The following is a 12,865-nucleotide window of genomic DNA, read 5'->3' on the forward strand; positions in this document are numbered from 1 at the left end:
AAAACCCAAAGGCCGTCTGAAACGGTTTCAGACGGCCAAACCAAACGAAAGGAGCGCATTATGCGTATCGCTGAATTAGACCGCATCAACGAATTGGCCCGCAAAGCCAAAACCGCCGGCTTAACCGAAGCGGAGCTGGTCGAACGCGCAGCGTTGCGCCGGGCCTATATCGATAAAGTGTGCGGCCAGCTCACCAATATGCTCTCCACGCTGACCGTTATCGACACCGAGGGCAACGATGTTACCCCCGCCAAGCTGCGCGAAGCACAGGCTGCGGGAATGCAGGTTCAGTAACAATCGAATAAATGATGATTTAACCTACCGAAAGGAAACCGAAATGCGTAATGTGAAACAAATCTACCGTGCCGACAGCCAACACTGGGTGGGAGACGGCTTTCTGGTGCAGCCCCTGTTTTCCCACATGGGCGAAGACCGCGGCACCGACCCGTTTCTGATGCTCGATTATGCCGCCCCGCGCGTGTTCGAGCCGGGCAGGATTTCCAGCCCGCGCGGTGTCGGCCAACACCCGCACAAAGGTTTTGAAACCGTAACCATCGCCTATCAGGGCGAGGTGGCGCACCGCGATTCCAGCGGCGGCGGCGGTGTGATTAAAGAAGGCGACGTGCAGTGGATGACTGCCGGCGCGGGCATTATCCACGAAGAGTTCCACTCAGAAGCGTTCAGCAAAAACGGCGGAATGTTTGAAATGGTGCAGTTGTGGGTGAATCTGCCCGCCAAAGATAAAAACACCCCCGCCCGCTACCAGCATCTGGCCAAAGACAATATCCCCGTGGTGCAGCTTCCCGATCAGGCCGGCCACCTGCGCCTGATTGCCGGCGAGCATGAAAACGTGAAAGGCGCGGCCGAAACGTTTACCGAAATGAACGTGTGGGATGTGGTGGTGAATGCCGGCAAAGAAGCCGTTATCAACGTGCCTGCAAGCCACAGCCTCTCGCTGGTGGTGTTGCGCGGCAACGCAACCTTCAACGGCAAAGAGCAGGCGGGTGCAGGCCGGTTGGTGAGCTTTGAAAAAGACGGCGGCGAAGTGCGCATTGCCGCAGGCAGTGAAGAAGTGAAAATCCTGCTGCTCTCCGGCGTGCCGATTGCCGAGCAGGTGGTGGGTTACGGCCCGTTTGTGATGAACACCGCCGAAGAAATCCGCCAAGCCGTGAATGATTTCAACAGCGGCCGCTTCGGCAGCATTCATTAATATCCGGCCATCAAGAATATTCAGTAATTAAGAATATCCGGTAATCTAGGCCGTCTGAAAACCGTATCACCGTTTTCAGACGGCCTTTTTATGGCAAAACCGCACAGAACGTTATCGGGCATCAGGGCGCAGGCCGGGTGGTTCAAACGGCACAAGCTGCTGCTTTTCTGTGTAAACAGTTGCTTTGTTTTCGGGGGTATGGGTGGGCCATTGCGTGAAAGTATAGGTTGCCTGCCATTGATAATAGGGTTTGCCGGTGTTCCGATAGGAAGTTTTCAGTATCTGGGTTTCTTCATCCTCCTGAAAACAGGCCTTTACCGTCAAACTGTAATAAAAGGGAATATCTTTTAAGGCAACTTGATGGCTGCCGTCTGAATTGAGTTGGACGAAATCTGCTTTCTCTTCTGTGGCGGCGCCGCCCGAAAACCAGTCGGGAGCCCCTTTGATAAGCGCAACCGCCCATTGCCCTCTGCCCAGCGGATAAAGCGCGGAGTGGATAGACAGGCGGGGATCGCTTGCTGCCCGGGTAATTTCACTGCCGTGAACATAATCGGCAAAATCCCACCGTTGTTTGAGTTGGTAAGCCGAGCCTTTCGTGAAGCGGGCAAGCTGCGGGGTGTGGTCGATAAAATAGTATGCTTCCGGCGATTTTCGTTTGAATAACCCACCTGAATCTTTATCGCATTTGGGCAGTTGCCGGCAAATTTCAGCAAGCTCGGCGGGTGAAACCGCCATTCTGCTTAAAATTTCTGCTTTTATCTCTTGTGCCGCAAGCGGTGGAGAAAGCAGCAATGCGGCGGCAAACCAAGATTTAAACGCCATATAAAATAAATTCCGATATGCTTTCATTTTAGGTAAAAGTGGCGCGTATTGCGGCAGTTTTCATGGAACTGCACCCAATCGATCAAAAGCGGCAATCCAAAACACCAGCAGCCGCAGGCAGGTTCCGCTTCTTTTGGACGGCAGAATACTGCTTTTGTCCTGTTCTTTGCCGTTCGGCGCAGTCGGCACGCCGGCGCACATACAGTCCGGCCGCTTTGCCATACTGCCGAGGTTTGCCGCTTTACATTTATTTTTCAAGCGGCTGCCGCGCGGCAAAATGCATCGGCGATTTATCGTTTTCTTTGGAAAACCGGCTTGGTTTCAGCCCGGCAAACCCATTGCGTGTTTGATTAAGCGGTGTTTCAGCAGCGGCGCGGCATTCACCAGGTTCAGCCCCGCATTGCGCAGCAGGGGCAGGGCGGGGAAGGTTTGCGTGCCGAACAGGCGCAGCAGGGCATCGCAGCCGAGCTGAATGGTGCGCACCGGCTCCAAACGGTTTTGCGCATAGCGTTTCAGCAGCTGGTGTGCGCCTGCATCAGGCGCGTGGCGGCTGATGCGCGCAAACTCGACCACATCGCCGAAGCCCAGATTCACGCCCTGCCCCGCCAACGGGTGCACGGTGTGGGCGGCATCGCCGATCAGCATCACGCGCTGCGCCACGGTGGTTTCGGGGCGGCGCATCACCAACTGAAAGGCAAACGCAGGCGAGGGTGCGGTGAGTTTGCCGAGTACGCCGCCGCCTTTTTCGGTTGCGGCGGCGGCCAATTCTTCGGGCGGGAGCGCAGTCAGCCGCTCAGGTTTGCTTGTGCTCCAAACCATAGAAATATTACGGCCGGGCAGCGGCAGATAGGCCAGCACATCGCCGCCCGCAAACCATTGGAAGGCAGTGCCGCCGTGGTCGAGCTCGGTGTGGAAGTTTGCCACCACGCCGTGTTGGCCGTAAGGCGTTTCTTTAACGGTAATCCCAACCTGCGCGCGCACCCAGGAATTGGCCCCGTCGGCGCCTACAATCAGCTGCGCGGTGAGTGTTTTACCGCTTTGCAGGGTGAGCGAGGCCGTCTGAACACCGGCAGACAGCGATGCGGCGGCTTCGGTAACCACGGGGATACCGAGCGCGCGCACCTGCCGCCACAGCGCGGCCTGCAGCCCGTGGTTTTCAATAATCGAAGCAAGCTGCGGCACGCCGGCTTCGGCGGCCGAAAATTCGATGTGCCCGCCGTTGTCGCCGCGCACGTCCATACGCCGCACCGCCTGCACGCGCTCTTCAGACGGCCACGCGCCGAGCGACTGCAAAAAGGCGCGGTTGGCAGGGTTGACGGCATAGATGCGTGCATCCCAGCCACTTTTGGCGGCATCATCATCAACAGCGGGCGGACGGGTTTCCAGCAGGGCAACGCCGCGCCCCTGCTGTTTGAGCGCAACCGCTGCCGCCGCGCCGACCAAGCCGCCCCCGATAATCACAATTTCGTAGTCCATAACAGATTGATGCAGATAGTGGGGTTGTCCGATTATACCCGTTTCAGACGGCCGCAGGCTTGTGCAGCCATACCTTGAGCCGTATGAAAACCTTTTCAGACGGCCTGAAGTGTAGAAAAAGCCGGCTTGTTTGCACCTGCGCCGAACGGCTTTTGTTTTGCCGTAACGATGGTTTCGTGATTTTCGATGGCGGCCGGAAACCGCGCGGCGTTGCCGTGCTTTTGGCGTTTCCAAACAGCTCTCAAAGCCCTAAAACGGGTTTTCAGGAAAAAATGAAAAATGCAAACAACGCGGGGGGGCTACCCTTGGGGCTTTTGAAAAACAGCCCTAAGGCCGTCTGAAAGGTTTACATGCCGTCATTGGTTTCGCCAGCCCGCTGCCCGCGCAGACGGAAATTCCAACACCCGGTATCTGTATTTTTAATCGATACTTAAATATTTTCATACACATAGGTTCCCACCTAAATTGCCGCCTGCGCGGGCGGCGGGCTGGCGAGGCCGACAACGGCGGATAAAGCCGTCCTGCGGAGAAATGGCTGCGCGGTGCCTGCCCGTTTGGCGCGGCTCTGTCTGCCGTGCGGCGGTGCGGATACCGCCGGGCTGCTTTATCGAAGCATTCGGCCGTCTGAAAGCCTTATCGGCGTTGTGTGATGATTTCGACAAACAGTTTTTTAAACAGCGGCTGCATGTCTTCGGGAAGCTGCATAAACAGAAGCCCGGCCGGCATTTTCTGCCAGTCGGGATCGGGCGGGTTGTTTTGTTTGGCCAACTCTTCGGCCGGCAAAAAGATTTGCGAAACGGGGCAGCCGAAAGCCTGCGCCAGATATTGGAGCATGGCGGGGCTGTAGCCCTGGTTGCCGTTTTCAAGGTTGGAAATATTGCTTTTCGATGTGTGGGAAAAATCGGCAAGCTGTTGTTGCGTCCAGCCTTTTTTCTTGTGCAGAAAACGGATTGCATATCGGATGTCCATGCCGGACTTTGTTTTGTATTACTGTATTTTTATCCATTAATAATCAACCAATTTGGGAATGTTATATGCGTTATTTATGGTTTATACCGGCGGCACTGCTGGCCTGCCCGGGCGAATCTTTCGACCGTTATGTGGGTTTATGGAAAGATGAGGGCAGTGATGTTCCTGTCACCCAAGAAGACGGTAAAACTTATCTGCTTAATGAAAATATATTGCAAGAAACGGATTTTTTAGAAACAAGAAACAAGGCCGTGTGCTGGATTTGGGTGAGAAAGGGGAGATGGGGATGAATATAGGCATTGGTGTGATTCCGGTAGTGCTGTCGGAAGATGGCAAAACCCTGAGAATTGACAACCGGTCATACAGTAAAATTTCCGAATCTGATTTTACTGCTTTCAAAACCGAGCTGGAGCAAAACGAGAAATTGTGCAAACAATTGGAAGAAGAATACCGAAATAAAAGAAACAGCCTGAAAGACCCCGCTTGGGGTGCCCCGCTCGAAGAACGTAAAGCCGCCGAAGCACAGCGTGAAAAATTGGTGAACGAATACAAGCTGAAAAAAGAAAAAATCGCTTATTGCCGGGCAAGCATATATTAAAGAATATACCGGCAGGGGCAACCGGCAGGCCGTCTGAAAAAAGTTTCAGACGGCCTTGTATTATATTTCTGAAAAATAGACACTTAGCTAGGCAATCGGTAAAATTCACGCCGTCTGAAAACAAGGTTGATTATGAACATTTTGATTTGCAACGACGACGGCTATCTCGCGCCCGGCATTGCCGTGCTGGCGCGGGTGGCGGCAGAGTTTGCCAATGTGCGCGTGGTGGCGCCCGAGCGCGACCGCAGCGGCGTGAGCAATTCGCTCACGCTCGACCGCCCGCTGCACATACGCGAAGCCGCCAACGGCTTTTATTATGTGAGCGGCACCCCCACCGACTGCATCCACCTTGCCCTGCACGCTCTGCCCGAGTTCAAGCCCGATTTGGTTTTATCGGGCATCAACAACGGCGCCAACATGGGCGACGACACCCTTTATTCGGGCACGGTGGCCGCAGCCACCGAAGCCTATCTGCTGGGCATTCCCGCCGTGGCCTTTTCGCTGAATGACTCTGGCGGCCGTTATTGGGAAACCGCCGAAAAAGCCGCCTGGACGATGTTGTCGCACCTGCTGAAAAACCCGCCCCGGCAGCCGGTTTTGTGGAATGTAAACATTCCCGCCGTTGCGCCCGAAGATATCCAGGGCTGCAAAATTACCCGCCTGGGCCGCCGCCACCATGTGCAGAGCGTGGTGCCCGCGCGCAACCCGCGCGGCGAAGCGGTTTATTGGATAGGCCCGGCCGGCAGTGTTTCCGACCGTGAAAACGGCACCGATTTCGCCGAGAGCGAAGCGGGCTATATCACGGTTACGCCGCTGCAAATCGACTTGACCGACTATCACACCACGGCCGGCGTGGCAGCATTCTGGCAGGGAGTGATGCCCTGATGCACACCAACTGGACAGGCTTTGAAAACCGCCGCCGCCGCATGACCGACCGCCTCTCGCAGATGGGCATCGGGCCGTTGGTATTGCAGGCGGTGAGCCGGGTGCCGCGCCATCTTTTCGTGGAAGAAGCCCTGCAAACCCGTGCCTATGATGAGATGTCGCTGCCGCTGGGCTTGGGGCAAACCATTTCCCAGCCCTACACGGTTGCCAGAATGACGGAGCTTTTATTGGGAGATGCCCCGCAAAATATGCGGCGCGTGCTGGAAATCGGCACCGGCTGCGGTTATCAGACGGCCGTGCTGTTGGCGCTGGCGTTGCCGGAAATTTTCTCGGTGGAGCGTTTGCGCCCGCTGCACGAGCGTGCCAAACAGCATTTGCGTGCGGCCGGTTTGCTGGCCAAAGCGCGGCTGGTGTGCGGCGACGGTTATTTGGGGCTGCCCGAAGTGGCGCCGTTTGACGGCATTCTCGTTACTGCCGCGCCCACCGAAATACCGCTGGCACTGCTGCAGCAGCTTGCCATCGGCGGGCGCATGGTGTTGCCGCTCGATGAGGGCGGTATACAATATTTGTGGCTGATTGAAAAAACACCGCAAGGCTACCGCGAAACCTGTGTGCAGGAAGCCAATTTCGTGCCGTTGGTGAGCGGGGCGGGGGAGTGAATGCCCGTGAGGCCGTCTGAATGCCGCCGGCGCGCCGAGCCTGCATTCTCCACGCTTCTTAACACGTAAAAACTTGTAGAAAGAGGCATAATTTGATTATGATATGCCCCGATTCCACACTTAAACCAAACAAAACAGAAGGTCATCTAAATATGTTGAAAAAAACCGCATTCCGCACCGGCACGGCAGTTTTGGTATTGATGCTGGGCGCGTGTTCATGGTTCCAGCAGCCTGCTGCTCCCGTAACCGCAGGAGCGGCATCGGGTGCTTCCGGCACATCGGCGCAGAGCAACCCCTACGGTGCCGCGCCTTACGATCCGAATGCGGCGGGCGCCGTTGCCGCCCCCGAGCCTTACACGCCGCCTGCAACTGCGGCGGCGGCCGCTCCATCGGGCGGCGGTGCCTATATTCCTTCCAATGCGCCGGTCGATATCCATGCCGCCACACACACCGTGGTGCGGGGCGACACGGTTTACAATATTGCCAAACGCTACAACATCACCCAAGACAATGTGCGCGAGTGGAACAATCTTAGTGCCGACAACACCATCAGCGTAGGCCAAAACCTGCGCGTGAAACCGGCCGGCTATTCCGCGCCGGCGGCAACGGCAGCGTCCAAACCCGCCGTGCCGCCTTCTTCGGCTTCTGCCGCCACCACCCCTGCACCTTCCAATGCCGATTACGCGCGGAGCCCGCAGGCCGCAAGCCCCGCCAAAACCCCCACGGTATCCACCGGCGGCGTGCGCACGGTGTCCGGCATCGTTTGGCAGCGCCCGACTGCGGGCAATATCATTGTTCCCTTCGGCGGCAGCAGCAAAGGCGTTGATATTGCCGGCCAGGCGGGGCAGGCGGTGGTTTCCGCCGCAGACGGCAAAGTGGTGTATGCCGGCTCGGGTTTGCGCGGCTACGGCAACTTGGTGATTGTGCAGCATAATCCCACCTTTTTAACGGCTTACGGCCATAACCAAAACCTGCTGGTGAAAGAAGGGCAAACCGTCAAGCGCGGCCAAACCATCGCCCGTATGGGCAGCAGCGATGCCGACCGCACCAAACTGCATTTTGAAGTGCGCCAAAACGGTAAGCCTGTGAATCCGACCCAATTCGTTGCATTTTAAACCTTGCCGGCACAGGCGGCCGTCTGAAAATTTCAGACGGCCTTTTGTTTGCTTATGTTAAAATGCCGCGATGAAATGTATGTAATGCATTCGCATTTCCGGCAAAACGGCAAGCTGCATAAGGTATATACGGCATGGAGCCGATTTTCACCGTCCGGCCGGCAAAACCGTTTTTTGAGTTTGGTTTTTGAGTTAAGGCGCGGAATGGCTGCAAAAGAAACGCAGTGGGCCGGCCATCGTGGGCTTCCTGATTTTCGATACCGTTCAGACGGCCCGTAATGATGCGGAAATTTAGGCTTTGTTTCATCCGCCCCCTGTCTTTTCGCCCATGTGCGGCACGCAGGGGCGGTGTGGCATATTGTGAAAATGGTGCGGGGCTGTTTATCGGTTGATTGGGTGTGGGAAGCGTGCGGCAGCCGGTTTGCCCCGCCGCCGCCGCAGCCAAAGGCGGTGATGCCCGGCAGAGGCGGTTTGTGCGCTGTGCCGCTGTTCAGACGGCCTTGTCTGCCGCAACCGCCGGCATGGCGGGTTTTGTGCCGCAGGCCGTCTGAAGAAGAGAGGGTTTGTGCGCGGCTCGGGAGAAGCGGGAAGAATATGAAAAAAGTAAACAACCATCAGGTGAAATGGATGCTGGCCGCCGCAGCGCTGTCGGTGCTGGCATACAGTTTCTGGTACAGCGCGCCGTGGCTGAAGCTGTGTTACGGCCTGGCGCTGTTTCTGTTCGGCATGCAGTGTATCGAAGAAGGCCTGCGCAACGCGGCGGGCGGCACATTGGAGCGGCTGATGGCGAAAAGCACGTCCACGCCTGCCAAAGGCTTGCTGTTCGGCATCGGCGCAACCTTTATTTTGCAGTCGAGCACTTTGGTTTCGCTGCTGACCATTGCTTTTTTGAGCACCGGGCTGATTACGCTGGCGGGCGGCATTGCGGTGATTTTGGGCACCAATCTGGGGGCGACCAGCGGCATTTGGCTGCTGGCGGCAGCAGGGCAGAGCATCAGCTTGAGCCCCGTGGCCGTGCCGATGTTGGTGTTTGGCATTCTGGCCGGGCTGATCAACAGCAAAGGCAAAACCATAGGCCGCGTTTTGGTGGGCATCGCCTTGATTTTTTTGGGTGTCGATGCGATTAAAGACGGCTTTCAGACCCTGGGCGGGCAGGTGGATTTTTCGTCTGTAAACGCGGGTGGGGTGGCGGAAATCGCCATTTTCAGCGCCATCGGCCTGTTTTTAACCATTGTTTTGCAGTCTTCGCATGCCACTTTGATTTTAACATTGGCGGCGTTGGCGGCGGGGCAGATAAGCGTGGCGCAGGGGTTTGCCGTTGCCATCGGCTCCAATGTGGGCAGCAGCATTTCCACTGCGTTTGTGGGTATGCTCGGCAGCGACCGCAGCGGCCAGCGGCTGGCATTGGCGCATTTATTGTTTAACGCGGTAACGGCGGTATTGTCGCTGCTGCTGTGGCTGCCGCTCACCAAACTGGTAACGTTCACCGCGCAACTGACCGGCATGGGCGGCCTGCTGCAACTGGCCTTGTTCCACACCTTGTTCAACGGCTTGGGTTTGGCGGTGTTTTGGAAGCTGCAAAACAGGCTGGCGGCGCAGTTAATCAAATGGCTGCCGGAAAAAGAAGAGCGCGCGCACCTGCTGCCGGAGGGGCACGAGCCGGTGCGCGCGCTGCATTTAAACCACAATATGCTGCGCTCGGGCGAAACGGCAATCCGCTCGGTGTTTAAAGAAATAGGCCATCTGAACGCGGTGAGTTTAGAGGCCATCTGCCACGTTTTGTTTATTCCGGTGGAGAAACTTTATGAAGAGCAAACCGATGCCGATGAAGCGCTGCAGCCGCCCAAACCTCCGCTGAACCTGGATGCGCAGGCGCTGTATGAAAGCCAGATTAAGCCGCTCTATAGCGAAGTGTTGGATTTCGCCAGCAAAATAGACATGGAAGGCGAAGAGCAGCAGCAACAGCTTTCCACTGCTTATACAGCGGCGTTTCAAATGGTAGAAATCGTTAAAGAAAGCAAACACCTGCAGAAAAATATGCAGCTGCACCTGCAACAGCCCGACTCACCCGCATTCCGCGACTATATGCGCCTGCGCCGCCATTTGTTTAAAACGCTGGTGCTGTTCCGCCGCATCAGCGCGCTGGCTGCCTATTCGGAAGAATGGTTCGGGCAGGCAGCATTGCTGTCGAAACATATCGACACATTGGAAAATTTCCGCGCCCGCACGCTGGTAAAACTGCGCAAAAAAGAAATCGGCGGTTGGGAAACTTCATCGCTGATGAACGACATCAACTACGCCCGCCGCATCGGCTTGGGCGTGCAGGAAATCATCAATCTTACAGGCGCGCAGCCCGCCCGCAAAGAGCAAGAGCGGCAGGAAGCCGCATTTGTGTAAAATACCGGCCGTCTGAAACGTTCAGACGGCCTTTTTTACTTTGTCGTCCCCAATCTATGAACACTGCCCTGCATCCGTTACAGCAACGCCTGGCTGCCGCCTGGCCGCATGATTTTCCTGCCGGCACCCGTATCGAAGCGGGTTTGAGCGGCGGCTTGGACTCGGTGGTGCTGCTGCACCTTCTCGCCGCCCTGCAACCGCGCTTCGGTTTTGCGTTGAGTGCCGTGCATGTGCATCACGGTTTGAATGCCTGTGCCGATGAATGGGCAGATTTCTGCCGCAACCTGTGCCGGGAATGGGGCATTGCGCTGCGTCTGGAAAAAGTAACCGTGGCGGATAACAGCCGTTTGGGCATCGAAGCAGAAGCGCGCAGGCAGCGTTACCGGGTATTTTCAGACGGCCGCTGCGATGTGCTGGCATTGGCACACCACCAAAACGACCAAGTGGAAACCTTTATGTTGGCCGCGCTGCGGGGCGGCGGCCTGCGCGCGCTCTCGGCCATGCCGCAGCGGCGGCCGCTGGGCGGGCGCATCGAGCTTTGGCGGCCGCTGCTGGAGGAGTCGCGCGAAACCCTCGAAAGCTATGCAGCCGAACAGGGCTTGGCTTATGTGGAAGACGGCAGCAACGGCGATTCGGCATTTCTGCGCAACTGGCTGCGGCACGAAGCGCTGCCGCAATGGCGCAACCGCGTGCCGCATTTAGACCGCCATATCGTCCGCAGCATCGGTTCGCTGCAAAACGAGCTGACCCTGCTCAACGAAATTGTGGAGCAGGATTACGCTTATATCTGCGCAGCCGGCGCATTCAGTATTGCGCGCTGGAAAACCCTGAGCGGAGCACGCCGCCGCCAACAGCTGCTGCATTTTGCCAAACTGCACGGGCTGGGTGTGCCTGCCGCAGAAAGCACCGCCGATTTTTCGCGGGTGTTGGGCACGATGAAAACGGTATCGGCAGAGTGGCCGCTGCCGCATGGAAAAATCCATGCCTACCGCGATACCTTGTTTGCCCAAAAAACAGGCTGGCAAGACACGCTGCCCTGGGTTGCGGGCGGCGCGGTTTTAACAGGCCGTCTGAAAAATATACTGCCTGAAAACGGTTTTACCCTTAAACCGCATTCGTTCGGAATGTGTGAGAAATTGTTAAATGAAGAGTGCGTGATTCGGGCGGCAAATGCCGAAGATGTGATTCAAACGACCATTGGTCGTAAAAATGTTTGGAAAGTTTTACAAGAAAGCAAAGTGCCGCCGTTTGCAAGGCGCTATTGGCCGGTGGTGGCCGACAGCGGCAACCGCTGCGCGGCTATTGCCAATATCCGGGTTAGCGTTCATCATAGCAGCCCGAACGGGGCTATCCCTGTTTTTGATAAATTTAATTGCTTTATTTTGGAACCAAAGTAAAGGTAAAGTGTCAGAAAGCCATAGACGAACGCTTTACCTTTTCTGTCTTTGTCATCTGGCTATTTAAGGGTTGAGCATGAATGATCGTAAAATCGATCAGGCATTGGTAGAGCGGGCGCAGAAAGGCGAACATAAAGCATTCGAGCTTCTTGTGTCGAAATACCAGCGCCGCCTTACCCGTTTGTTGTCGCGCTTTATTAAAGACGAGCACGAAGTAAACGATGTTGTGCAGGAAGCTCTGATAAAAGCCTACCGGGCATTGCCGAACTTCCGAGGCGAGAGTGCCTTTTACACCTGGCTCTACCGTATCGGCATGAACACCGCTAAAAACTACTTGGCTACTTCGGGCAAACGGCTTTTCGTGAGTGCCGATGTGGCCAACGATGAAGGAAATATTCTCGATTTGGCCGACCAGCTTGCCGATGATCATACGCCGGAAGCCGAGATGCTGAACCGGGAAATATTGGAAACCGTGGAAGCGGCCATCGCCAAACTGCCCGATGATTTACACAAAGCCATTTCCCTGAGGGAAATGGAGGGTTTGTCTTACGAGGAAATTGCTCAGATTATGGACTGTCCCATCGGCACCGTGCGTTCGCGGATTTTCAGGGCGCGCGAGGTCATTGCCAAAGATTTAAGGCCGCTGTTGGACACGTCTGAAAACCAAAGGTGGTAAAGTGAACCAAAATAAAGACTATGAATTTGTTTCTGCCGCCATGGACGATGATGGTTTGTCGGAAGAAATATTAGATAAATTATTGTCTGACAGCGAAGCACGACAAAAATGGCGCGAATACCATTTCATACGCGATTGCCTGCAATGCTCAAAACCTGCCGCGCGTGAAGAAACGGTATCCGTTTCCCGGGAAAGCATAACGGCGGTGGTGCAGACGGTTGCCGTGAAACAATCCGGCCGCAGCGAAAGCAGGGCGGTTCCCCCCGCAGCCAACAACCACGCCTTTAGAGGTTTTGCCGTTGCGGCCAGTGTGCTGGCGGTAGCGGTAGGCGGGTGGCAGTTTTTGCCGCAAAGCGGCAGCGGCGGTTCGGCAGTAGCCGGGAAGGCCGCCCCTTCGGATCGGTCGGAGATTGTTTCGGTGGGCGGTAAAGCCGCTCCGGCCAAGAGTGATGCGGTAGCCAATGCAGAAGCGCAGGGAACGGTGGTGCCCAATGCCGCCCGCGCCAACCAGGCCGGTGCTGCCGAAAAGCAAAGTGCTGTGAGGGTGGAAAAACTGCCCGAAGCCGGAGCAGCCAGCGCGGCGGAATAATTTGTGCTGTTTGGCAATAGGCAGGAGAGAGGCCGTCTGAAAAAGTTTTCAGACGGCCTGTTTGTTTTGTAA

The 12,865-nt window shown here is 56.2% G+C and carries 16 protein-coding genes; 12 read left to right on the forward strand and 4 right to left on the reverse strand.

Features of this window, described 5'->3' with window-relative positions; all coding sequences use genetic code 11:
- Positions 1–60: 60 nt before the first annotated feature.
- Together H7A79_RS12730 and H7A79_RS12735 are read left to right on the forward strand one after the other, a co-directional pair.
- A complete protein-coding gene (locus H7A79_RS12730) occupies positions 61–294 on the forward strand; it encodes a DUF896 domain-containing protein (RefSeq protein WP_135034127.1) in 234 nt (77 codons plus the stop codon).
- Between the two features lie 43 nt (positions 295–337).
- Positions 338–1,210 carry a pirin family protein gene (locus tag H7A79_RS12735; RefSeq protein ID WP_187000452.1) on the forward strand — a complete coding sequence of 291 codons (873 nt, stop codon included), beginning with the start codon at positions 338–340 and terminating at the stop codon, positions 1,208–1,210.
- Positions 1,211–1,321: 111 nt separating this feature from the next.
- Here H7A79_RS12735 and H7A79_RS12740 read toward each other — a convergent pair whose 3' ends face one another.
- The 3 genes from H7A79_RS12740 to H7A79_RS12750 all read right to left on the reverse strand — a co-directional run bounded on the left by H7A79_RS12740 (position 1,322) and on the right by H7A79_RS12750 (position 4,477).
- Positions 1,322–2,032, reverse strand: a complete 711-nt coding sequence (locus H7A79_RS12740; protein ID WP_187000453.1) for a hypothetical protein — start codon at positions 2,030–2,032, stop codon at positions 1,322–1,324.
- 321 nt (positions 2,033–2,353) lie between these two features.
- Complete coding sequence (locus H7A79_RS12745) at positions 2,354–3,508, reverse strand: FAD-dependent monooxygenase (RefSeq protein WP_187000454.1); 1,155 nt, start codon at positions 3,506–3,508, stop codon at positions 2,354–2,356.
- Positions 3,509–4,141: 633 nt separating this feature from the next.
- Positions 4,142–4,477, reverse strand: coding sequence for a helix-turn-helix domain-containing protein (locus tag H7A79_RS12750; protein WP_187000455.1), 336 nt, complete (start codon positions 4,475–4,477; stop codon positions 4,142–4,144).
- Between the two features lie 65 nt (positions 4,478–4,542).
- Between H7A79_RS12750 and H7A79_RS12755 the strand changes: the two genes are divergently transcribed.
- From H7A79_RS12755 to H7A79_RS12775, 5 genes are all read left to right on the forward strand, one after another.
- Positions 4,543–4,767: a hypothetical protein gene (locus H7A79_RS12755; protein WP_187000456.1), complete on the forward strand. Its 225-nt coding sequence runs from the start codon at positions 4,543–4,545 to the stop codon at positions 4,765–4,767.
- On the forward strand, positions 4,764–5,075 hold the full coding sequence (locus H7A79_RS12760; protein WP_187000457.1) for a hypothetical protein: 312 nt from the start codon (positions 4,764–4,766) through the stop codon (positions 5,073–5,075). Before H7A79_RS12755 ends, H7A79_RS12760 begins: the two co-directional genes overlap by 4 nt.
- A 132-nt stretch (positions 5,076–5,207) precedes the next feature.
- The gene (gene surE / locus H7A79_RS12765) at positions 5,208–5,960 is read left to right on the forward strand and encodes a 5'/3'-nucleotidase SurE (protein ID WP_135034135.1); all 753 of its coding nucleotides are present in this window, start codon (positions 5,208–5,210) and stop codon (positions 5,958–5,960) included.
- Positions 5,960–6,619 carry a protein-L-isoaspartate(D-aspartate) O-methyltransferase gene (locus H7A79_RS12770; protein WP_187000458.1) on the forward strand — a complete coding sequence of 220 codons (660 nt, stop codon included), beginning with the start codon at positions 5,960–5,962 and terminating at the stop codon, positions 6,617–6,619. The genes surE and H7A79_RS12770 overlap by 1 nt, the downstream gene beginning before the upstream one ends.
- Positions 6,620–6,771: 152 nt before the next feature.
- Complete coding sequence (locus H7A79_RS12775) at positions 6,772–7,734, forward strand: peptidoglycan DD-metalloendopeptidase family protein (protein ID WP_187000459.1); 963 nt, start codon at positions 6,772–6,774, stop codon at positions 7,732–7,734.
- Between the two features lie 52 nt (positions 7,735–7,786).
- On the opposite strand, the gene H7A79_RS12780 is transcribed toward H7A79_RS12775, so the two are convergent.
- Positions 7,787–8,041: a hypothetical protein gene (locus H7A79_RS12780; protein WP_187000460.1), complete on the reverse strand. Its 255-nt coding sequence runs from the start codon at positions 8,039–8,041 to the stop codon at positions 7,787–7,789.
- A gap of 85 nt (positions 8,042–8,126) precedes the next feature.
- On the opposite strand from H7A79_RS12780, the gene H7A79_RS12785 reads away from it, so the two are divergent.
- From H7A79_RS12785 to H7A79_RS12805, 5 genes are all read left to right on the forward strand, one after another.
- Entirely contained in the window at positions 8,127–8,285 is a 159-nt protein-coding gene (locus H7A79_RS12785) for a hypothetical protein (RefSeq protein WP_187000461.1), read from the forward strand.
- 43 nt (positions 8,286–8,328) lie between these two features.
- Positions 8,329–10,131, forward strand: coding sequence for a Na/Pi cotransporter family protein (locus H7A79_RS12790; RefSeq protein ID WP_187000462.1), 1,803 nt, complete (start codon positions 8,329–8,331; stop codon positions 10,129–10,131).
- Between the two features lie 56 nt (positions 10,132–10,187).
- Positions 10,188–11,528 carry a tRNA lysidine(34) synthetase TilS gene (gene tilS, locus H7A79_RS12795; RefSeq protein ID WP_187000463.1) on the forward strand — a complete coding sequence of 447 codons (1,341 nt, stop codon included), beginning with the start codon at positions 10,188–10,190 and terminating at the stop codon, positions 11,526–11,528.
- A gap of 76 nt (positions 11,529–11,604) precedes the next feature.
- Positions 11,605–12,204 carry an RNA polymerase sigma factor RpoE gene (rpoE, locus tag H7A79_RS12800; protein ID WP_135034142.1) on the forward strand — a complete coding sequence of 200 codons (600 nt, stop codon included), beginning with the start codon at positions 11,605–11,607 and terminating at the stop codon, positions 12,202–12,204.
- A 1-nt stretch (position 12,205) separates the two neighbouring features.
- Positions 12,206–12,793, forward strand: a complete 588-nt coding sequence (locus tag H7A79_RS12805; protein WP_187000464.1) for a sigma-E factor negative regulatory protein — start codon at positions 12,206–12,208, stop codon at positions 12,791–12,793.
- Positions 12,794–12,865: the final 72 nt, after the last annotated feature.

The organism is Neisseria musculi (genome assembly GCF_014297595.2).
GTDB classification, from domain to species: Bacteria; Pseudomonadota; Gammaproteobacteria; order Burkholderiales; family Neisseriaceae; genus Neisseria; species Neisseria musculi.

Coding starts and splice junctions, on each gene's coding strand:
- H7A79_RS12755 (WP_187000456.1), top strand. CDS start 4,543: ATGCGTTATTTATGGTTTATACCGGCGGCACTGCTGGCCTGCCCGGGC.
- H7A79_RS12775 (WP_187000459.1), top strand. CDS start 6,772: ATGTTGAAAAAAACCGCATTCCGCACCGGCACGGCAGTTTTGGTATTG.
- H7A79_RS12735 (WP_187000452.1), top strand. CDS start 338: ATGCGTAATGTGAAACAAATCTACCGTGCCGACAGCCAACACTGGGTG.
- H7A79_RS12740 (WP_187000453.1), bottom strand. CDS start 2,032: ATGGCGTTTAAATCTTGGTTTGCCGCCGCATTGCTGCTTTCTCCACCG.
- surE (WP_135034135.1), top strand. CDS start 5,208: ATGAACATTTTGATTTGCAACGACGACGGCTATCTCGCGCCCGGCATT.
- H7A79_RS12730 (WP_135034127.1), top strand. CDS start 61: ATGCGTATCGCTGAATTAGACCGCATCAACGAATTGGCCCGCAAAGCC.
- H7A79_RS12790 (WP_187000462.1), top strand. CDS start 8,329: ATGAAAAAAGTAAACAACCATCAGGTGAAATGGATGCTGGCCGCCGCA.
- tilS (WP_187000463.1), top strand. CDS start 10,188: ATGAACACTGCCCTGCATCCGTTACAGCAACGCCTGGCTGCCGCCTGG.
- H7A79_RS12780 (WP_187000460.1), bottom strand. CDS start 8,041: ATGAAACAAAGCCTAAATTTCCGCATCATTACGGGCCGTCTGAACGGT.
- H7A79_RS12745 (WP_187000454.1), bottom strand. CDS start 3,508: ATGGACTACGAAATTGTGATTATCGGGGGCGGCTTGGTCGGCGCGGCG.
- H7A79_RS12750 (WP_187000455.1), bottom strand. CDS start 4,477: ATGGACATCCGATATGCAATCCGTTTTCTGCACAAGAAAAAAGGCTGG.
- H7A79_RS12770 (WP_187000458.1), top strand. CDS start 5,960: ATGCACACCAACTGGACAGGCTTTGAAAACCGCCGCCGCCGCATGACC.
- H7A79_RS12760 (WP_187000457.1), top strand. CDS start 4,764: ATGAATATAGGCATTGGTGTGATTCCGGTAGTGCTGTCGGAAGATGGC.
- rpoE (WP_135034142.1), top strand. CDS start 11,605: ATGAATGATCGTAAAATCGATCAGGCATTGGTAGAGCGGGCGCAGAAA.